Annotated in this window: 22 protein-coding genes and 1 riboswitch; of the genes, 12 read left to right on the top strand and 10 right to left on the bottom strand. The window is 33.7% G+C overall.

Annotated features, from left to right (window positions below; translation table 11 throughout):
• Window positions 1-66 precede the first annotated feature (66 nt).
• Complete coding sequence (gene cphA, locus K0R77_RS08750) at window positions 67-2,694, bottom strand: cyanophycin synthetase (RefSeq protein WP_300351247.1); 2,628 nt, start codon at window positions 2,692-2,694, stop codon at window positions 67-69.
• A 197-nt stretch (window positions 2,695-2,891) separates the two neighbouring features.
• Between cphA and K0R77_RS08745 the strand changes: the two genes are divergently transcribed.
• The 3 genes from K0R77_RS08745 to K0R77_RS08735 all read left to right on the top strand — a co-directional run bounded on the left by K0R77_RS08745 (window position 2,892) and on the right by K0R77_RS08735 (window position 5,015).
• Window positions 2,892-3,776, top strand: a complete 885-nt coding sequence (locus K0R77_RS08745) for a cyanophycinase (protein WP_300351245.1) — start codon at window positions 2,892-2,894, stop codon at window positions 3,774-3,776.
• Window positions 3,777-3,832: 56 nt separating this feature from the next.
• Window positions 3,833-4,675, top strand: coding sequence for an isoaspartyl peptidase/L-asparaginase (locus K0R77_RS08740; RefSeq protein WP_300351242.1), 843 nt, complete (start codon window positions 3,833-3,835; stop codon window positions 4,673-4,675).
• Window positions 4,676-4,772: 97 nt separating this feature from the next.
• Complete coding sequence (locus K0R77_RS08735; RefSeq protein WP_300351240.1) at window positions 4,773-5,015, top strand: YtxH domain-containing protein; 243 nt, start codon at window positions 4,773-4,775, stop codon at window positions 5,013-5,015.
• Between the two features lie 55 nt (window positions 5,016-5,070).
• Here K0R77_RS08735 and K0R77_RS08730 read toward each other — a convergent pair whose 3' ends face one another.
• Genes K0R77_RS08730 through K0R77_RS08720 form a run of 3 tightly spaced genes read right to left on the bottom strand, consistent with a single transcriptional unit; the run spans window position 5,071 to window position 7,164 of the window.
• Complete coding sequence (locus K0R77_RS08730) at window positions 5,071-5,868, bottom strand: bifunctional 2-polyprenyl-6-hydroxyphenol methylase/3-demethylubiquinol 3-O-methyltransferase UbiG (RefSeq protein WP_300351237.1); 798 nt, start codon at window positions 5,866-5,868, stop codon at window positions 5,071-5,073.
• 33 nt (window positions 5,869-5,901) lie between these two features.
• Window positions 5,902-6,621: a hypothetical protein gene (locus tag K0R77_RS08725; RefSeq protein WP_300351235.1), complete on the bottom strand. Its 720-nt coding sequence runs from the start codon at window positions 6,619-6,621 to the stop codon at window positions 5,902-5,904.
• Between the two features lie 6 nt (window positions 6,622-6,627).
• Window positions 6,628-7,164 (bottom strand): PH domain-containing protein, encoded by a 537-nt coding sequence (locus tag K0R77_RS08720; RefSeq protein WP_300351232.1) that lies wholly within the window; start codon window positions 7,162-7,164, stop codon window positions 6,628-6,630.
• 109 nt (window positions 7,165-7,273) lie between these two features.
• Between K0R77_RS08720 and K0R77_RS08715 the strand changes: the two genes are divergently transcribed.
• Window positions 7,274-7,564, top strand: a complete 291-nt coding sequence (locus tag K0R77_RS08715; protein WP_300351229.1) for a hypothetical protein — start codon at window positions 7,274-7,276, stop codon at window positions 7,562-7,564.
• Window positions 7,565-7,612: 48 nt separating this feature from the next.
• Here the strand turns inward: K0R77_RS08715 and hisS are convergent, their stop codons facing one another.
• From hisS to K0R77_RS08700, 3 genes are all read right to left on the bottom strand, one after another.
• Window positions 7,613-8,983 carry a histidine--tRNA ligase gene (hisS, locus tag K0R77_RS08710; RefSeq protein WP_300351227.1) on the bottom strand — a complete coding sequence of 457 codons (1,371 nt, stop codon included), beginning with the start codon at window positions 8,981-8,983 and terminating at the stop codon, window positions 7,613-7,615.
• Between the two features lie 141 nt (window positions 8,984-9,124).
• A complete protein-coding gene (locus K0R77_RS08705) occupies window positions 9,125-9,583 on the bottom strand; it encodes an HRDC domain-containing protein (RefSeq protein ID WP_300351225.1) in 459 nt (152 codons plus the stop codon).
• 25 nt (window positions 9,584-9,608) lie between these two features.
• Entirely contained in the window at window positions 9,609-9,941 is a 333-nt protein-coding gene (locus tag K0R77_RS08700) for a single-stranded DNA-binding protein (RefSeq protein ID WP_300351223.1), read from the bottom strand.
• A gap of 225 nt (window positions 9,942-10,166) precedes the next feature.
• Here K0R77_RS08700 and K0R77_RS08695 point away from each other — a divergent pair, with 225 nt between their 5' ends.
• The gene (locus K0R77_RS08695) at window positions 10,167-11,081 is read left to right on the top strand and encodes a helix-turn-helix domain-containing protein (RefSeq protein WP_300351221.1); all 915 of its coding nucleotides are present in this window, start codon (window positions 10,167-10,169) and stop codon (window positions 11,079-11,081) included.
• A gap of 182 nt (window positions 11,082-11,263) precedes the next feature.
• Here the strand turns inward: K0R77_RS08695 and K0R77_RS08690 are convergent, their stop codons facing one another.
• Window positions 11,264-12,295 carry a hypothetical protein gene (locus K0R77_RS08690; protein WP_300351219.1) on the bottom strand — a complete coding sequence of 344 codons (1,032 nt, stop codon included), beginning with the start codon at window positions 12,293-12,295 and terminating at the stop codon, window positions 11,264-11,266.
• Complete coding sequence (gene pnuC / locus K0R77_RS08685) at window positions 12,282-12,878, bottom strand: nicotinamide riboside transporter PnuC (RefSeq protein ID WP_300351217.1); 597 nt, start codon at window positions 12,876-12,878, stop codon at window positions 12,282-12,284. The genes K0R77_RS08690 and pnuC overlap by 14 nt, the downstream gene beginning before the upstream one ends.
• A gap of 24 nt (window positions 12,879-12,902) precedes the next feature.
• A riboswitch (TPP riboswitch) is annotated at window positions 12,903-13,008 on the bottom strand.
• A 117-nt stretch (window positions 13,009-13,125) separates the two neighbouring features.
• Between pnuC and K0R77_RS08680 the strand changes: the two genes are divergently transcribed.
• The 7 genes from K0R77_RS08680 (at window position 13,126) to K0R77_RS08650 (ending at window position 17,384) form a co-directional block, all read left to right on the top strand.
• Window positions 13,126-13,722 (top strand): HPP family protein, encoded by a 597-nt coding sequence (locus tag K0R77_RS08680; protein WP_300351214.1) that lies wholly within the window; start codon window positions 13,126-13,128, stop codon window positions 13,720-13,722.
• A 5-nt stretch (window positions 13,723-13,727) separates the two neighbouring features.
• Entirely contained in the window at window positions 13,728-14,066 is a 339-nt protein-coding gene (locus K0R77_RS08675) for a hypothetical protein (protein ID WP_300351212.1), read from the top strand.
• 21 nt (window positions 14,067-14,087) lie between these two features.
• On the top strand, window positions 14,088-14,996 hold the full coding sequence (locus K0R77_RS08670; protein ID WP_300351210.1) for a TIGR01777 family oxidoreductase: 909 nt from the start codon (window positions 14,088-14,090) through the stop codon (window positions 14,994-14,996).
• 35 nt (window positions 14,997-15,031) lie between these two features.
• Window positions 15,032-15,613, top strand: coding sequence for a GDP-mannose pyrophosphatase NudK (gene nudK, locus K0R77_RS08665; RefSeq protein ID WP_300351207.1), 582 nt, complete (start codon window positions 15,032-15,034; stop codon window positions 15,611-15,613).
• A 21-nt stretch (window positions 15,614-15,634) separates the two neighbouring features.
• Window positions 15,635-16,207, top strand: a complete 573-nt coding sequence (locus tag K0R77_RS08660; RefSeq protein ID WP_300351204.1) for a hypothetical protein — start codon at window positions 15,635-15,637, stop codon at window positions 16,205-16,207.
• 116 nt (window positions 16,208-16,323) lie between these two features.
• Window positions 16,324-16,794, top strand: a complete 471-nt coding sequence (locus tag K0R77_RS08655) for a hypothetical protein (RefSeq protein WP_300351200.1) — start codon at window positions 16,324-16,326, stop codon at window positions 16,792-16,794.
• A 143-nt stretch (window positions 16,795-16,937) separates the two neighbouring features.
• Window positions 16,938-17,384 carry a KTSC domain-containing protein gene (locus K0R77_RS08650; RefSeq protein ID WP_263002222.1) on the top strand — a complete coding sequence of 149 codons (447 nt, stop codon included), beginning with the start codon at window positions 16,938-16,940 and terminating at the stop codon, window positions 17,382-17,384.
• A gap of 313 nt (window positions 17,385-17,697) precedes the next feature.
• Here the strand turns inward: K0R77_RS08650 and K0R77_RS08645 are convergent, their stop codons facing one another.
• A complete protein-coding gene (locus tag K0R77_RS08645; RefSeq protein WP_300351194.1) occupies window positions 17,698-20,886 on the bottom strand; it encodes an efflux RND transporter permease subunit in 3,189 nt (1,062 codons plus the stop codon).
• Between the last annotated feature and the right edge of the window lie 5 nt (window positions 20,887-20,891).

Genomic DNA, 20,891 nt, shown 5'->3' with positions numbered 1-20,891 from the left:
AATATTTCTGAGTTTTTTTTATGATATTGATTTTCGGCGGGCTTCTCCGAAGCCCGCCGAATCTTATTAAATCTTACCATCCTCAAGCAATTCTCTCGCCTGATATTCCTGTACCAAATCGATAGCATTAGAAATTACATCACTCAATGCCGTGATAAAAGTTCCTTCTTCTGCCATGCTCATCGCATGTTTTAGGGCTTCGATTTCTTTTGGAATAATTTCATAGCTCACATCTCTTCCCGAGTTTTGAATTCCGTCGATGATTAAACCATTGATTTCCTCTTCTTTTCTTCCGCGAAGATGCTTTTCATTGCGAATAATAATATAATCAAACATTCTTCCGGCAATTTTTCCGCAAAGTGTGATATCTTCATCTCTTCTGTCACCAACTCCGGAAATAATACCAATTTTTTTGGTAGATTCCACATTCTTAAGATAATCTTCAATTGCTTCATATCCTGCAGGATTGTGGGCAAAATCAATAAGAACCTTAAAGTTTTTAAATTTAAAAACATTTAATCTACCCGGTGTAAGCTGCGCACTTGGAATAAATGTACGAAGTGAATTTGAAATATCCTCAATTCCGAAACCATACAGGTAACACGCTAAACTTGCCGCCAAAACATTATCAATCATGAATCTCGCCTTACCATCCATCGTAATTGGGAAGTCTTTGGCTTTTCCGATTCTGATTTTCCAGTCACCTTTTTTGATGGTTACAAAACCTTCTTCGTAAACGCAGGTTGTTTTACCTTCTTTTGCAAACTTTTTTATGTATTCGTTATTTTCATCCAGACTGAAAATTGCAACATTGCTCGGTAAATCGTTGATGATTCTCATCGAATACTCATCTTCGGCATTCAGAACGCTCCAGCCGTTTTTCTTCACACTGTCGAGCACTACCCTTTTTACTTTGGTTAAATCTTTGAGGTTATGGATATCATTCAAACCTAAATGATCTTCTTTAATGTTGGTTAAAACCCCAATATCGCATTGAGAAAAACCTAATCCTGAACGAAGAATTCCACCTCTTGCAGTTTCCAGAACAGCAAATTCTACCGTTGGATCTTTTAATATAAATTCAGCAGAAATCGGTCCCGTAGTATCCCCTTTCGTCAACATTGTATTTTGAATGTAAATACCGTCTGAAGTTGTGAAACCTACTCTGTAGCCATTATTTTTAACAATATGAGAAATCAATCTTGTAGTTGTAGTTTTCCCGTTCGTTCCCGTAACTGCAATAATTGGAATCGTAAACGGTTTTCCTTGTGGATAAAGCATATCAACAACCGGCGCAGCAACGTTTCTAGGAAGACCTTCACTTGGTGCTAAGTGCATTCTGAAGCCCGGAGCAGCATTAACTTCAATAATCGCTCCACCACTTTCTTTCAATGGCTGAGTAAGATTTTCTGCCATAATATCAATTCCACAAACATCTAATCCGATAATCTTCGAAACCCTTTCTGCCATTGTAATATTTTCCGGATGCACCATATCGGTTACATCAATGGAAGTTCCACCTGTAGAAAGATTGGCGGTTGATTTTAGATAAACAACTTCTCCTTTCTGAGGAACTGTTTCTAAAGTATAATAAAGTTTATCCAACAATTCTGTTGTGTCTTTGTCAACAGCAATTTCGGTAAGAACATTTTCGTGCCCGTAACCTCTTCTCGGATCTTGATTTTCTTTATCAATCAATTGCTGAAGATTCATCTCACCATCACCAACCACATGGGCAGGAACTCTTCTGGCCGCCGCAACCATTTTATTATTAATGACCAAAACACGGAAGTCATATCCTGTAACATATTTTTCAACGATTACTTTATTAGAATATTTCTGAGCATGTTCCAGACCAATTTTTGCAACTTCCCAATCATTCACATTGATCGAAGAACCTTTTCCATGATTTCCGTCTAAAGGCTTTATCACGATCGGATAGCCAATTTTTTGAATAACATTTTGTAATCCTTCTTCATTTATTACCAAATCACCTGTCGGAACAGGAATTGCAGCCTCGTGCAGCATTCTTTTAGTCAGTTCTTTGTTACATGCAATATCTACTGCAATCGAGCTTGTATTCCCGGTAATTGTGGCCTGAAATCTTTGCTGATTGACTCCGTAACCCAATTGTACCAAAGAATTACTTCCTAATCTGATCCATGGGATTTTTCTGGAAACCGCTTCTTCTACAATACTTCCTGTAGAAGGACCTAAACGTACACGTTCTCTGATTTCTTTGAGTCTTTGAATACATGCATTGATATCGTAATCATTTCCATCTATCAAAGCACGGGCAATTTCTACAGCCTGTTCAGCAGCGTAGACACCAGCATTCTCTTCAATATAATCAAATACAACGTTATATACTCCCGGAGTTTTTGTTTCTCGTGTTCTTCCAAATCCGGAATCCATTCCTGCAAGAGTTTGAATTTCTAAAGCGATGTGCTCTATAACATGCCCCATCCATGTTCCGGTTTCTATACGGTGAAAAAATCCTCCGTGGGTACCTTCAGAACATCTGTGGGTTATTAAAGAAGGTAGCAGCTTTTCTATTCTTTCACGGAATCCTTCAATTTTATTGGTAGGAAAATTCTCCATCTCTTCAAGATCCAAACGCATCTGTATCAACTTCTTTCTTCTAATACTCCAAATATTAGGACCCCTCAAAGCTTGTATCTTCTCAATTTTCATAATTTAGTGTCGAAATTTATATTAATAAAATTATCTTTTAAAATCAAAGATAATGTAAAACCTTAAAAAAAACCACAGTGTCATTAAAGATTTATTAAAAAACTTTAAACTTTGCAATCAATTTAAAATCAATACAAATACATTAAAACTCTCTTGAAATTTTCTCAACAATTAATAATTTTCTAACTTTGCCAGCTATGAAACCTGTTGGAAAATTAATTATTATCGGTGGAGCTGTTAATAAAGGCAGTTTCTCTGAAACCGATTACGATCAGAATATTGAAAAAAACCTTAACTTCTTTGAAAGAGGAATTTTAAGAAAAATCATTACCGAATCTAAGAACAAAGAAAACTCAATCATTGAGGTCATCACTACCGCATCACAGATCCCTCAAATTGTGGGTGCCGAATATAAAAAAGCTTTTGAATTTTTAGGAGCAAAAAATGTTAACATTCTTGATATTCACAACCGTGAAGAGGCAAACTCGGATGCTATTGTTGCAAGAGCCAATGCTGCGGATGTTGTAATGTTTACGGGCGGGGATCAGTTGAGATTGACCTCTATTCTTGGCGGAACAAGATTTCACGATACTATTTTACTGAAGTATATGGAGCAGGATTTTATTTACTCCGGAACTTCTGCGGGTGCGGCTGCGGCTTCTGAAAACATGATTTATCAGGGAAGCAGTTCTGAAGCTCTTTTAAAAGGAGAAATAAAAACTACGCAAGGATTAGGCTTGATAGACAATGTGATCGTTGATACACACTTTGTACAGCGAGGCAGAATTGGTCGTCTTTTTCAGGCTGTAGTCAACAATCCGAGAACTTTAGGAATTGGTTTAGGTGAAGATACCGGACTTTTTATTTATAATGATACAATGACGGCTGTAGGATCCGGACTTGTCATCATTGTTGACGGAAGATTTATAAAAGACACCAATCTTACCAATATCAATTTGGGTGAGCCAATTTCAATTGATAATCTTACTGTTCACGTAATGTCTATGAACGATCATTATGATTTAACAACAAGAAAATTAACGATTGAAAATTCGCAGTTTAATCCTATACCTCAAACATAAAGTATAAAGTGAAGATTTCTTCACTTTTTTTATATATTTAAAAGTAAATAAACTCTATGAAAATCATAATACACGGCGGTTTTTTCTCTGAAAGCGATCAAAGTCATGACGTGAAAATCGCCAAGCAAAATTCTTTACAGGAGATTGCTAAAAAAGCTTACGAATATCTTGAATCACACTCAGCTTTTGATACCGTTGCTTATGCTGTTTCACTTTTGGAAGACGATGAATTGTATAATGCCGGAATTGGCTCACAGATTCAAAGCGATGGAATTATTCGAATGAGTGCTGCAATTATGGATGGTGAAACTCAGAAAATGAGCGGAGTAATCAATATTCAGAATGTGAAAAACCCAATTTTTGTTGCTAAAGAATTAATGAAAGAAGATGACAGAGTTTTGGGTGGAAGTGGTGCTAAAAATTACGCTACTGAACATGGTTTTGAAGACTTTTCAACTGAAATTCCTCAGCGAAGAAAAGAATACGAAGCAAAATTAAACAACGGCGGAAAAGGAACGGTTGGCTGTGTCGCAATTGACAAAAACGGAAAATTGGCTGTTGCAACTTCAACAGGAGGAAAAGGCTTTGAAATTCCGGGAAGGATCTCAGATTCAGCAACAGTTGCAGGAAATTACGCTAATGAATTCTGTGCCGTAAGCTGTACAGGAGTCGGCGAAGATATTGTGAGCAATGCAACCTCAACCAAGATCGTCACAAGAGTAACAGATGGAATGGATATAAAACAGGCTTTTGATAAAACTTTTGCAGAATTAAAAACAATCGATGGTTTTGCAGGAGCAATTGCTATTGATAAGTATGGAAATGTATATCATCAGGATTCTTATCCTACAATGGTATTCGCAAGTTTTGATGGAGAACATTTTGAAATATTTAATTAAATTTTAACATTTATTTATCAATCCCATTTATTTTTTGGCACGTATTTTACATACTTAGTTATATAACAATTTAATATAACTTTTAAAATCAGAAATCATGGGAAATAAGACAAATGGATTATTAGCATTACTAGGAATTGGAGCTCTTGCATATTGGAAATACAAAAAATCTACTCCGGAAGAGCAACAAGCTGTAAAAGACAAAATCAACAGTGCAAAAGATAACCTTAACAAATGGGGGAATGATCTGAAATCTAAAGCAAATGATGTTGCTTCACAAGCTCAGAGTAAATTTGATGAAGCTAAAACTAAAGTTGAAGACACTGCTTCAAATATCTAAGATCAGATAACATATTTTAATATTATTTACATTCATATACTGAAAAAGTCATCAATTAAGATGACTTTTTCTTTGCTTTTATGGAGTAAACCATTGGTATTTTGTTTCCGAATTTATTGATTCTCCACTTTCCTTTTTCAAACTCATCAACATGCTTAAAACAAGGATATGGTGACCAATCAAATTCCTGAAATTTTTCAACAATTAAATTTTTATTGATCAGATTTTGTAAAACATCAGACAAAGGATGATTCCAGGAAATATAATCTTGCACAATGTCTGCCGAAGTATCTGCGTAAGTTCCTTCAGAGGTTTCTATAATTGGCTTTTCATTAAAATAATTGTAAACAACTCCATTAAAATCATCATCATACATCCAAACTACAGGATGAAATTCTGCCATGATGAATTCCCCGTCAGGTTTTAAAAAATGACTGACAACATTTGCCCATTTATCAAGATCCGGCAACCAGCCTATTGTTCCGTAACTCGTAAAAACGATATCAAATTTATGATCTAAAATATTGGGAAGATCGTAAACATCTGAACAGATAAATTCCGTATCAGTATCGCATTTTTCAGTTAAATCCTTCGCTGCCTGAATCGCTTTATCTGACAAATCAATCCCTGTAACTTTTGCGCCCAACCTTGACATCGAAATAGAATCCTGACCAAAATGACACTGCAAATGCAAAATACTTTTGCCTTTTATATCGCCTAAAAGTTCGAGTTCGATAGAATTGAGTGAAGTTCTTCCTTTAAGAAATTCTTCAACAAAGTAGAAATCTGATTCCAGATGAGGTTCTACTCTTGCGTTCCATGAGTTTTTATTGATTTCTAAATAGTTTTCCATGATTTAAATTTTATTGCTAATTTTAAATTAATTCTATCTCATCCAACCTTGAACAATATAGTTTTTTGTCAGTAATTTTCTTTCTGGCTTATTGATATTTTGTGGTTTAAACCAAACTTCAATTCTACTTCCATAAAAGTCTCCCCAATCTCCTTCATAAATTTTAAAATCTCCTTTTAATTCAAATCTCTTTAATTTATCTGTATGATTTTCAACCTCTATTTGACCTTTTTCTTTGATCTCTTTTTCTGAAAGCAATTCATTATTTGTAATTTCAAAGATTTTTAAATAAACACTTCCTTTTTCAATTCCGTTTAAGAAAATATCATATTTATAAATACCCGGTTGGAAATAATCATATAAAATAACATCTTCTTTAGTGACATTTATTTTAGGTTTATCTTTTTCGTATATAATTTCAAGAGGCTTTTCAAATTTTATATTTTTAGGAATTTCTAAATTGTTTGCGAAGAAATCATTTGGGTAAAACATTAGAAAAAATGAAAAGAATCCGAATATTATGATAGCTAAAATAAAAGCAACACAAGATTGTAATATACCTGTAAGATATTCTTTTTTAAATACCCTTATTATTCCCAAAATAATTGTTACAAAAAAGACCAAAAATGGAATGTAACAACAAAGATAAAAAATGTATTGATTGGGAATTGAAAATCCAAAAAGACAAATAATGCTTATCAATAAGCTTATTACAATTGAATAATACCACTTTGCATTAATAATTTTCAGCATATATTTCTACAATTTTTCAAGCAGTCTCTTTTTCTGCTCAACAAATTCTTGTTCATTCAAAACACCGCTTTCTTTTAACCTTCCTAACTGTTCCAACTGGTCAAGAATAGTTGGTTCAAATTTAGATTGAGAAAATTCTTTCGGACGGGACATGAAATCTCTCACTTTTTCGCAAAACAATTTTGCTTCATACTTTCCTACTCCATCGATTTCTACGATATCTCCAGAAACATTCACATCAATTGATGCTAACATCAATGAAGTTTCGTACTGAATGGAAGCTACTTTATCATAAGAATAGTCTTCAACTTTCAGTCCGTACATGAATTCTTTATCGATAAAGATGAGTCTTCTGTCGGTTCCAACTAGTACAATGTGATGCTTTGTCGTTTTGTTTCTTCCTTCGACCAAATAGATTATTTTTTCGTCTGCAGAAAGAATATTTGGTAATTCACGGATTTCTTTTCTTGCAAAAAATGTGGGATTTATATCTAATTTTTCGAGTTCGTCTTTTATTTGTTCAAGTCTTGATTTTTCGCTCATTGGTATTTTTGTTTTAACTATTAATCATAGCAAATTTAATTATTTTACATTATGGAAAGCCGTAAGGAAAATAATTTAAGTCAAAATATATTTGAATAAAATTTTTATTATGGGATTAATTAATAGGAGTGATCTTTATTTTACAGATTATTCATGGACAACACTAGCATCTGATAACCCTAAAATTACGGGCAAACCAGACAGCACATTATTAAACAGAATGGAGGGTTATGAAATTCTTTATTTCATCAACAAATTATGTGAACTATGGAATTTCACAAACAAATCATCAGCTACAAAGATTGAAAAAATGATTAGAGATGAAGTTCCATCCGATATTCATAGTCAGGAAAACATTATGAAATGGATTAGTGATAATTGGAAAAACAGTAAGTACTAAAAATTAGAAAGATCGTTATTATGATTTAATAACGATCTTCTTTTATTTCTATTTCTCTAAAAACTCTTCCAAAGAAACCGTTTTTTGTTCTCCAGCTTCCAAATTTTTAAAGGTTACTGTTTTATTTTTAATTTCTTCTTCACCTAAGAAAACCAGATTTTTAATCCCTTTCTTTTCTGCGTAGGTAAATTGTTTATTGATTTTTGTACTTTCAGGATAAAGCTCGGCAGAAATTCCTTTTTCTCTTAATTGGATGATTAATTTTAATGCTTCAATCGTTTCTTTACCACCAAAATTCGCAAATAGATATTCTACATTTGATGCAGCTTCTTCAGGGAAAAGATTCAATTCTTCCATCACCAGATAAATTCGATCTAACCCAAAAGAAATTCCGATTCCCGGAACATTTTTCACTCCAAAAACTTCAGTCAAATTATCATATCTTCCGCCACCGCCGATAGAACCCATTTGTGCTTCATCAGCTTTCACTTCGAAAATTGCTCCGGTGTAATAATCTAATCCACGAGCCAAAGTAATATCAAAAACCAAGTTCTGAATATCAACTCCTAAATTTACAGATTGAGTCAAAACAAATTCCAATTCTTCGACACCTTTTAATCCTGTTTCGTTTCCTGCAAATTTTTCTTTTAGCTGAAGAAGATTTTCTAAAGCATCATTGGATTGACTAAATAAGAAATCTAGTTTATCAATAGAATCCTGTGAAATATTTCTTTCTAAAAGTTCTTTCACAACTCCATCCTTCCCTATTTTGTCTAATTTATCTAAAGCAACTGTGAAATCAATCAGTTTATCTGTAATTCCTGCATATTCTGCCAAACCTGAAAGAATTTTTCGGTTGTTGATGTGAATCGTAACTGAAACTTTTAATTCAGCAAAAGATTTTAAATACAATTGTACCAAATCAACTTCCTGCCAAAGACTTTTGCTTCCTACGACATCGGCATCACACTGATAAAATTCTCTAAATCTTCCTTTTTGCGGACGATCTGCTCTCCAAACCGGCTGAATTTGATAACGTTTGTAAGGAAAAGTCAGTTTACCATGATTCATAGCTACAAATCTTGCGAAAGGTACAGTCAAATCGTAACGAAGTGCTTTATCAGTAAGACTTTCTGAACTGAAAGGTTTATCTAAAGCTTTCTGAAAATCATTCTGCATCTGAACTTTCTTATCATCTTTAGCTTCGTTAATGCTTGAATTCAAAATCTTAAAAATCAAACGGTCTCCTTCTTCACCATACTTCCCTGTCAATGTTGAAAGATTTTCAAAACTTGGAGTTTCCAAAGGCTGAAATCCGAATAATTCAAAATTCTTCTGTAATATATTGATGATGTATTTTCTTCTTGAAACTTCCAGTGATGTAAAATCTCTCGTTCCTTTTGCTAAGCTTGGCTTCATATTTTATGGGTAATATGTAATAAATAATGAGTAATTGCTTGCAAAAATAAGGAATTGAAAGGACTTTTAAATCAATAAAAAGCCGGAGATTTTACTAACCGACCTTTCATTTAATCATTTGTATTTTATGTTATTTAAATTTCAGACACTTTCCAGGATTTCCAAAATCTCTTCGCCATAATTTTCAATTTTATGTTTTCCGAAACCTTTGATGTCAAGCAGTTCTTCTTTCTTTGCAGGTTTATATTTTGCGACAGAAATCAATTCTTTATTGGTGGCAATAAAATATGACGGAAGATTTTGTTCTTTTGCTTTTTCAGAACGCCAGAGTTTCAAAGCATCCAAAATTTTAATTTCATCATCATTGAGCATTTCATCTTCTGCAGAATATTTTGCCGTCTTTGAATCTTTGACAATATTTTTGGTTACTACATTTTTATATTCGTTAAAATATAAAACGACAGACCAGAAACTTTCATCGTGCACAAAAGCAGTTTCCACTTTTATGATCTCGTGATTATTCAGAAAATCATCAATCATTTTCTGATCCTGAAGCAGAAATTCGTCTGCAATTCTCACTTTTAAAACTTTTATATTCATCATTTGTGATTTTAGAATTGAACATTTATTTCCCGCCTAAAAGCAAAATTTCATCTACTCTTATTTCTGTAATGTATCTTTTCACTCCGTCTTTATCATCATACGATCTGTATGTGATTTTACCTTCTATGGCAATTTCTTTACCTTTAGGAACATATTTCTGAAAGATCTCTGCCGTTTTTCCAAACGCTATAAGACTGTGCCATTGTGTTTCTTCTACTTTTTCACCTTTTGCATTGGTGTAATGATCATTCGTAGCTAACGATACAGTTGACTTTAATGTTCCATTGTCGAAAGTCATCATTTCTACTTCTTTTCCTGTGTAACCGATTAATGTTACTTTGTTTCTTAGTGACATAATTTTATGTTTTTTTAGATTAATAATTCAGATAAGAGACGTTCACTGTTTTCTCAAATCTCTGTTGCAAAGATTCATCAGGTTTGAAAATTTAATCGGTAGAAAATTATTTGAATTCGCTTGTAGTCGTTTGAAAATGGTTTTATAAAAGATTAACAATATTTTAACCTTGATATTTTTATTAAGTATATTTGAGTTCTTATTAAGAATATATAAAAAATATCTATGTCAGAAAATTGGAGTTTAGAATTGATAAATGAACATATCAAAAATAAAATTGAAGAAAATTTACATCTTGATTATAAGGCAGCAGGTTCACTCGAAAAAAACGAAAAAAAAGCGAACGAATTATCTAAGGATATCTCTGCATTTGCAAATTCTGATGGAGGAACAATAATTTATGGTATAAAAGAAGATATAATAAATAAACATATCCCAGATAAAATTGATTCAATAAATAGAAATGTCATTTCTAAAGAATGGATTGAGCAAATAATTCAAGGAAGAATTACCCCAAGAATTCAAGGCATATTAATAACTCCAATTACTATAAGCGAACCAAATGACGTAATATATGTGGTTGAAATACCAAAAAGCGATACTGCTCACCAAGCTAATGATAGAAAATATTATAAAAGATTTAATTTCAATTCTGAGCCAATGTATGATTATGAAATTAAAGATATTCTCAATAGAAATAAATATCCTAAAATAGATTTAGAATTTGAAATTCTTAAAATAGAAAATGAAAATAGAGAATATTATTATCTCTATGTTAATGCATGTAACAATGGAAAAGTTTATGCAAATTACATAAATGCTTATTTTACTTTCAACAAAATGTTTTTAAAGGAAAATGAAGATTCTTTGATTGATGAAAAATTTGAATATTCATGCGATAATACAATTCGAGATCTAGTCGATATAACATTTACAGGATTAAATCGTGAAAAAAAATATGGCCCATCTCGCTATGATCCAATTTTACCGAGATTAAAATTTGAAATAAAAAAAATTAAATTAAATAGGAATTTCCTTGAAACTGATTTTGAAATAAAATGGGTAGTCTTTGCTGATAATGCAGAACCAAATGCGGGCAAAATCAATTTAAAAGAAATTAAAATCAAAACTATTAAATAGCAATATAAATAATACTTGTCTTTAAAAAGAAATTTAACAATTTTTAAAGAAGACAAAGACAGTTTTATTGAGGCTGAATATGAATAAAAAAAATGCTATTGTTTCTTATCATAATACTTCCGTACTAGTAAAAAATGAAGAAATAGTAAATATTTGAAAATGTAAAAATGAAATTGAAAACTTCAAATATCCAAAACTACAAAATCAAACTCCCTCCTAAAATTAGAATGCTGCGTCGCCGTAAAATAATCACAAAAAATCTGATAAATTACAGAATCTGTATGTGTTGCCCGAAGTCCCAACTGAAAATAAATTTCCAAAATCTGATGAGATAAACTTTTAACGGCATCTGTCGAAAAGTCGTGTATTTCCAATTGTTTTTCATTTGAAATTATTTCACAATCATTCAATAAAACTTCTATTTCATTGGCAAAACGTAGCAATGTTTCTTTTTTCCCTTCTATTTTTTGATTAAATGCATTCAAGTTAAGTTGTGGTCGTATTTTAATTGCTTCATCAGAAAAATGTGTCGCCATTCCAAGATAATTAACCAGCAAAGTCAAATCTGCAAAAATCCTGAATGGAATTTTATCTAAAACATCATCCGTGAAAAATTTATCGTAAACAAAACTATAATCTTCCGAAACTTTTACATGATCAACTTTAAAAGAATATGTTCCGGTAGCTTTCATTCCCATCGATTTCCAGTTGGAAATAATTTCTACCTGATCTTTAGGAATAACAAATGAACGAATGATTTCAGAACCAGATTCATCCAATAAAGGATTTCCATTTTCAGTTAATTTTGCATTTAAAGTAAAATGACTCAAATGTGGCGCTCCGGTTGCAAAATGCCAAAGTCCGTTGATCGTGAAAGTTCCGTCGCCTTGTTTCTCGGCAGTTCCGCCTATCATTCCGCTTCCGCCAAAACAGGTTTCTTGGTTTGAGAATAATTCTTTAGCAATATTTGGTTGTAAATTTCTCGAAAAAAAATTGGCTCCAGAACATAATGTTAACATCCAACCTAAACTTCCATCGATTTTTGACCAATCAAATAAAACAGACAAACCTTCTCGTAAGCGAAATCCTAATCCGCCATAGATTTTCGGAACCCAAATCTGAAGCAATCTTTCATGATGAATTTGATTCATGATTGACACAGAAACTTCAGAAGCTCCTAACATTTCTTTTCTGATTTCTTCAGGTGTAAGCATTCTCTTTTTTATAAATTATTTTCCTCCATTCCAAATATCCTGAAATGGCAACAATGAACAAGAAAGCCGTTAAAAAAGCGTACAAATAAAGGTCTTTGTGAATCAATAAAGGAATTGCTATAATATTACTCAGATTCAATAAAATCCAATTTTCAATTTTTCTTCTTGCCATCAACCACATTCCTGCCCAGGCAAAAGCACTGACCAAAGAATCCCAAACAGGAACATCAGAATCGGTAAAATGTGTCAGAAAAAACCAGAAAAGGCTGAAAGTTCCAATAACAATTCCGGCAGTAATTAATTTTTCCTGCTTTGTTGTTTCAGAGATTACCGTCTCAGATTTTCGCTTGCCAAATTTCCAGTAAAGCCATCCATAAATGCTCATTACGAGATAGTAAAGATTGAGCGTAAACTCTGCATAAAGTTTAGATGTAATCATCACATAAAGCGTGAGTGAAACTCCTGCAATACCAAACAGATAATTGTTTGAGTTGTTTTTTCGAGCCAATAAAACCTGAAAAACCGAAAAGAAGACCCCAAACCATTCAGGCAAGGTTGTCTGTTGTAAAATTTCCTGCATCAAATTAACTTTTATAAAATTAAATGATGAGATGATAAAATCAAATTCCCTACGCCGGTATTATCCGGATCAGGTGTGGAAGATTCCCGGGTATCATCTCAGCCGCAATCATGCAGCACCCCATTGATGGCGCAAAATTGGAACTTTTTTCTGAGAATAAAAAATTAATTCAAGCTAAATTATTTGTCAAATGAAATTGCCATCCGTTTTCAAATGGATATTTTGTATATTTAAATTTTAATACCAAACTGTGAAGAAGACGCTGCGAAGAACTTACCGTGTATCAAAATATGTGATTTATAAAGAAACACTCGTTGATTATAAAGAACATTTCTGGTCGTTTCTTGGCGCATTTTTCGGAATCGGAATTATTGCATTTTTGCAGTCACAGTATTTATTCGAACAGGAAAATGTATTTCTGATCGGTTCTTTTGGAGCATCAAGTGTCCTGATTTACGGAGCGATTCAAAGTCCACTGGCTCAACCGAGAAATCTTGTCGGTGGTCATGTACTTTCAGCTTTGGTAGGTGTTACCATTTATAAGATTGTTCCGGATATTTTATGGCTTTCCGCTCCTTTGGCTGTTGCACTTTCAATTGTTTTAATGCAATATACCAAAACACTCCATCCTCCTGGTGGAGCAACAGCTTTGATTGCGGTGACATCAACAGGTAAAATTCCTGAATTGGGATATTGGTACGTGTTGTCTCCTGTTTTATCTGGGTGTATTATTTTACTTTTGGTAGCATTATTTTTTAATAATATCACAAAAAACAGAAGTTATCCTACAAGCAATAAATGGAAAAAACTTTTTCATAAAAAACACAAACACTCTTTGAAAAATTAATTATTATGAACTGTCTTGAATGCGGAGAAAAAATCATTGGAAGATCTGATAAAAAATTCTGCAATGATGCCTGTAGAAATGCTTACAACAACAAGCAAAATAAAGATTCGAGCAATCTGATGCGGAATGTAAACAATAAACTCCGCAGAAATTACCGTATCTTGAGCGAAATCAATATCGAAGGAAAAACCAAAATTGTCAAATCTAAACTTGATGGCTTAGGTTTTGATTTTAATTATTTTACACAAATAAAGATTTATAAAAACGGTTCGGAATACAAATTTGTTTACGATCAGGGTTATAAAATTTTAGATGAAGATTATATTTTAATTGTTAAGAATTAAAAGAATCCCCAAAATCAATACATGAAAGAAATTATAGTAATCACCGGAGCCAGCGGATCTGTCGCAAAAGTTTTAGCTAAAAAACTTGAAAACGAATATTCTGTTCGCTTTCTGACACGAACTAAAAAACATGAAAATGATTTTGAATGGAATATTGAAAAAGGAACTATTGATGAAAAAGCTTTTGAAAACGTCAATCATATTATTCACCTTGCCGGAGCCAATATATCTGAAAAACGTTGGAGCGATGAGCGCAAAAAAGAAATTATCTCAAGCCGTTTTGATTCTGCACAATTGATTTTCAGAACTTTACAAAAGAAAAACATCCGGCTTAAATCTTTTATTTCTGCCTCAGCAACCGGAATTTACGGTGCGATAACTTCACAAACAATATTCAGAGAGGAAGACGAAAAAGGGAACGATTTTCTGAGTGAAGTCGTTATTCTTTGGGAAAAAGCCGCAGACGAATTTTCAGAAAAAGGTATCGCAGAAAGAGTCGTAAAAATACGAACATCAGTTGTACTTTCTGAAAAAGATGGCGCTTTGAAAAAGATGGCTGTTCCAGTAAAATTAGGCATCGGATCGCCGATCGGAACCGGAAGACAATACATTCCGTGGATTCATATGGATGATCTTTGTGAGGTATATAAATTTGCATTAAAAAACGAAAATATGAGTGGAGCTTACAATGCTTCAGCACCTCAACATACTGACAATGAAAATTTCACGAAAGAAATTGCGGAAGTTTTAGACAAATCCACGTTTATGCCCAATATTCCTGGATTTATGATGAAAATCCTTTTCGGTGAATTGTCTGTCGTATTGCTTGAAGGCTCCAGAACTTCTTCGGAAAAACTTCAAAACGCCGGATTTACATTTAAATTTCCGGAATTAAAATCAGCTCTGAAAGACCTTTTAAATAAAAAATAATTAAAAAAACTTATCTTATCAAGATTGTAAAATCTATGCAAAATCCAAACGTACATATTGAAAAAACCGAAATTCTCTCAGATAACTGGTATACTTTAAAAAAGATCACTTTCAATATTCATAAGAAAGACGGAAAGGTTGAAACCCAAAGCAGAGAAGCGTATGACAGAGGCAACGGTGCGGTAATTTTACTGTATAATACAACTTCAAAAACGGTCATTCTCACAAAACAATTCCGTATGCCGACTTACATTAACGGAAATTCTACAGGAATGCTGATTGAAGCCTGTGCAGGTTTACTGGATAATGACAATCCTGAAGAATGCATTAAAAGGGAAACTGAAGAAGAAACCGGCTATAAGATTTCAAAAGTCGAGAAAATCTTTGAAGCGTATATGTCGCCCGGATCTGTGACAGAAATCCTCCATTTTTTTATTGCTGAATATTCAAGCGAAATGAAAATTACAAACGGCGGTGGTCTTGAAGATGAAGGTGAAGATATTGAAGTTCTTGAAATTTATTTTGAAAAAGCTCTCGAAATGATCGATTCTGGTGAGATCAAAGATGCAAAAACGATCATGCTCCTTCAACATTTGCGTATTAAAAATAGATTATAAAATATTGTAAAAATAGAGATTATGAAACTGCAATTTTATGTGATACTAGGTTTATTATTTTCTGTCGCTGCATTGGGTCAGAAAAAAGAAGTTTTGAACGCAAAAGATCAACACGCTGCTGAGCATTTTAAAAATGAATACAAAAAGAAAAATTATAAAAAATTTGAAGGAAAAATAACGACAAAAGACAATCAGGTTCTTTTTGATGATAAAGTGACATTCTTCGACAAATCTGATAAACTTACTGTTCCGCTTTTGCAGCAAGGATTGATTTATCCGCAACTTCTGACCGATTATCAAATGAATAAATTTCTCGATGAAACGACCGACAAAACTCAGAAAAGATTTTTAAAACTGCAAAAAGATCCGAAAGCGTCTTTTGATGTAAATAATATTTCGGTGAAAATTACCGAGCTTCCATTTTTAAATGTAAATGACAAGGTAAAACGATTCCGATTATCAACCAGAAATAGAAATCTTCCGAACTCAGTTATTTATTTTTTTGAATTGACCAATTCTAAAGCTGCAAAAAAAATGAGTTTTGATGAGTTTTTGAAAGAAGCTAAACTGACCTATTTGGATCAGGAAAACTAAAAAAACTTGATTTTGAAAAGTTTTAAGACTTTTGCTGAATTTCAAAAGAAAATAAAATCATGAAAAATATTTATGTAAGTTCAATATTAATTTTACTATTTTCTTGTAATCCAAAAATGGAGAATAAAGAGGTTGTAAATATTAATTCTGAAGTACAAATTAATGACACAATAAATAATCAGTCTCCCAAAAAACAATCCAATAAAATGAGTGAGAAAGAATTAATTGAAAATGTTAAATTATCAATAAGCCCTAAATTTCAGGATTGGGTACTTTTCAAAAATGGCACCTACATTATTTTTGATGATATTACACAGGTGAAAAATATTAATGATGAAGCAATCGCTATGATGAAAGAATTCGGACCTGTGTTTGCAGGAGGACCTGCAGGAGATTTCAATACAATCCGTTTATTAAAAACCGAAGGTTGGATTGTTGCAGGTCACGGATACGGAATGTACACCTATGTTTCTCCCACTGAAATTGAAAACAAATCTCCAAATGATCTTGAAGTTGGATTATTTGGCAGATCAAAAAGAGATCTTGATGGTAAGAATCCTGAAATCATCTTCATTAATAAGAGTTAATAATACTTCATTAGAACTTCTTTCATCAAATGTTCTATTAAATTTAATTAAAATATTGTTCCCAAACAAATTAATAATCAAAAACTTACAATTTTCTCAATTAAAAAGCCTAATTTTGCATCCCGTAAAAAGGATCATCCATTATGAAAAGAATAGGCGAACACAGAAAACTTCTTGGAGTAGATAATACTGCTACGTTAAAAGATTTAAAAACAATTTACAGGAATACGATGAAAGATACGCATCCTGATAAATTTATAAATGATGAAGAAGGGAAACTGGCTGCAGAAGAAAAAAGCAAATCGATCATTGAAGCCTATCACTTTTTGGTAAGCATCAACCCCGAAACTCAGGAAAAATACAAAGAAGAATATACTGAAACGATCACGAAATCTAATATTCAGGATTTTTATCTTGAAAAATCGATTTTGAAAGTTCAGCATCTGAACGGGAAAATGTTTGAATACATCGGAGTTCCAAGAAATACCTATATCAAAATGGTGAACGCTGACTCTCCAAGCCGTTTTGCCAGAAGACACATTTATGGAAATTTTATCTTTAGAAAATCTGGTGAGGTAATGGCGGACTAATTTCCCATATACAATATAAAAAAAGACTTTCAGTTCATTCTGGAAGTCTTTTTTTTGGATAAAATATAGATTTATATATGCAAAGATACTTCGAGAGCTCAGCTGACATCGCAAAGGTATTCAATTCAATAAAGTCATACGTTTAGTTTGTCACCCCGTAGGGATCTATACAAAGTTATTAGATCTTAGTTTTGAGAGATTCGGGTTTAGATCCCTACGGGATGACAAACTGAATGGAAAAATATTGTATTACATTAAAACAAAAAAAGCGCATCATTTCTGATGCGCTTTTAGGTTAACTAAAGCTGTTAAATTAATCTACGTGTTTCGGAGTAAATCCGTCTTCACTTAGTTCTCTGTGTTCATATTCAGCTTTCATTTCAGCTTCATAATCTACTTTTTCGCCTTTACCCATTCTTCTAAGAATTGAATCAAATAGTGAATACACTACAGGAACAATAATCAAAGTAAGGAATAATGAAGAAGTCAGACCTCCGATGATTACCCAAGCAAGACCGTTGTTCATCTCGGCTCCGGCTCCTTTTGCAATCGCAATCGGGATCATACCGAAGATCATCGCAATCGTCGTCATAAGGATAGGACGAAGACGTGCGTGGTTGGCCTGAATCAAAGCGTCGTGCGTATTTGATCCGGCTGCTTTTCTCATATTGGCGAAATCGACAATCATAATCGCATTTTTCGCTACCAAACCAATCAACATGATCATCCCCAACATCGTAAAGATGTTTAGTGAATTTCCGGTGATCGCAAGGATTACCATTACTCCGATCAATGCTAAAGGAATTGAGAACAATACCACAAACGGATAAACAAACGAGTCATACAACGAAACCATTACCAGATAAACCAATACGATAGCCGCCAATAAAGCGATTCCTAAAGTACCGAAACCTTCTGTCTGGTTTTCCATATCACCACTCCAGATGTAACTTACTCCTGCAGGTTTTGTTTTTTCGTTTTCCATAAACTGAGCAGCCCATTCGTTAGCAACATCTCCTACAGGACGACCTACTACTTTAGATTTTACTTTTACAGATGGTGCTTTATCTCTACGTTCCAACAAACTCGGTCCTGATCCCATTTTCACATCTGCAAACTGACTTAGTCTGATCTGCTCTCCCTGCGGATTAGTAAACATCAGGTTTCTTACATCATCAATCGATTGTCTATTGGCATCACCAAAACGGATGTTGATATCGTACTCATACTCTCCTGCTCTAAATTTTCCGTCTGTATTTCCACTGAATGCAGTCTGCATCGTTTGTCCTACACTTGAAAGATTTAAGCCTAAAGAAGCCATTTTATCTCTGTCGATATTTACCTGCACTTCCGGGTTTCCGGAGTCAGTTGATAATTCAGCATCTACAGATCCCGGAACTTTTTTAAGTAAAGCTAAAATTCTGTTTGCTTCCTTATTTGCCGTTGCGTTATCCTGAGCTGTTACTACCATCTCAATCGGTGCATTATCTGCTCCCATTAATCCGATTGGTGCTGTTTTAAATTCAACTCCTGTGAATTTTTCTTCTAAAGCTCTTTTAATTTTTGCAGACTTGATATCTGTACTTTCATTACGCTCAGATTTATCTACCAAGATCACCTGAATTTCTGACTGATACAATGTTGCCTGAGCTCCACCAAATCCTGATGACTGCTGACCAACTGTGGTGATCATATCTACAACATCTTTATCATTTCTAAGATACTTTTCAACAGCTAAAGTAACCTGATTGGTTTTTTCTACAGAAGCATCTTTTGGTAATTCCATTTGAACAAGAAACTGACCTCTGTCCATTTTAGGGAAGAATTCACCTCCGATGAATCCGAATGCCACCAACATAAATGAAGAGATCAAAATAATGAATGTTACCACTACTGTCATAACTCTTCTTAATGTTGATTTTAAAGCCCATTCAAGAATTCCGGAAATCCAATGTGTGAATTTCTCCAATTGTTTCTCGAACCAAAGGATAAATTTCTCAAAAGGATTTTTACCAGTCAAATGAACCAATTTACCAAATCTTGAAGATAACCAAGGAATGATAGTAAATGAGGCCAATAATGAGAACATTGTCGCAATAACCACTGTTACACAAAACTGCGCCAGGATATCAGAAACTAATCCTGAGCTCATCGCAATCGGTAAGAATACCACTACAATTACCATCGTGATTGCCGTTACCGTAAATCCGATTTCCGAAGCTCCATCGTACGCTGCACGAATTCTGCTTTTCCCCATTTCCATGTGACGGTAAACGTTTTCCAAAACCACAATCGCATCATCCACAAGAATACCAACTACCAATGAAAGTCCCAATAAACTCATTAAGTTTAAGGTATATCCCATTAAATACATCCCAATCACGGTTGCGATCAAAGATACCGGAATCGAAACCATTACAATGAATGCGTTTCTGATGTTGTGAAGGAATAATAACATTACTACTGCCACCAAAATAATCGCAAGGAATAAATCGAAAATTACGTGATCTGCAGCTTCTAAAGTAAAGTTTGTAGAGTCATCTACAATACTAACGTTGACAGCCTGAGCTTTATAATTATTCTGAACCTGAGCAATGGTCTTCTGAACCGATTCTGAAACCGACACCGCATTGGCATCTGACTGTTTCTTTATCTGCATCAAAATAGTAGGGTTCTGATTGAATCTTGCCACTTTCTCTACATCTTTCTGTGTATCAAAAACTGTCGCAATATCAGAAAGGCGAACCTGCGCTCCGTCTTTATTAGAAACCACAAGATTATTCATCTCTTCTACATTTCTATACTTTCCTGAAAGTCTGATGGTAGATCTTGAAGTTCTTGTTTTAAGAGCTCCCGTAGGGAAATCTAAATTGGATGAAAGAATTGCCTGCTGTACATCTCCGATAGAAAGCCCGTAACCCTGCAGTTTCTTTTCATCTAAACTTACCTGAATTTCTCTCTCCTGCCCACCAACAAGGTCAACCTGAGCGACACCGTTTACACGGGAGAAAATAGGCTCTATTTTTTTATCTAAAAGGTCGTAAAGCTCTTTATTATTCAGTTTGTTACTGGTAATACTCAAAGTCATGATCGGAAGATCATCTAATGAGAACTTTTGTAGGGATGGGGGATCTGCATCTTCCGGAAGATCCGCCAAAATTGCATTTACTTTTCTCTGTGCATCATTCAGAGCATAGTTTACATCGGCTCCTGTGTTCAGCTGAACCATAATTACCGATAAACTTTCGTATGAAGAAGATTCTACTTTTTTTACGTTTTCCAAAGAACCTACGGCATCTTCAATCTTCCGGGTCACCGAAGTTTCCACCTCTGCAGGTGAAGCTCCGGGATACACGGTAGAAATTGTCACCATATTGGTTTCAAACTTCGGAATCAACTCGTACCCCATCATGGAGTAACTTAATAAACCTCCCAAAGTCAGAATCGTAAACAATACGATAACCAGGGATGGTCTTTTAATGGATATTTCTGCTAACTTCATCTTCT

The organism is Chryseobacterium sp. (genome assembly GCF_029240215.1).
Lineage (GTDB): Bacteria > Bacteroidota > Bacteroidia > Flavobacteriales > Weeksellaceae > Chryseobacterium.
Note: the sequence above shows the minus strand (reverse complement) of the source record. Positions and strands in the feature narration are given on the sequence as shown.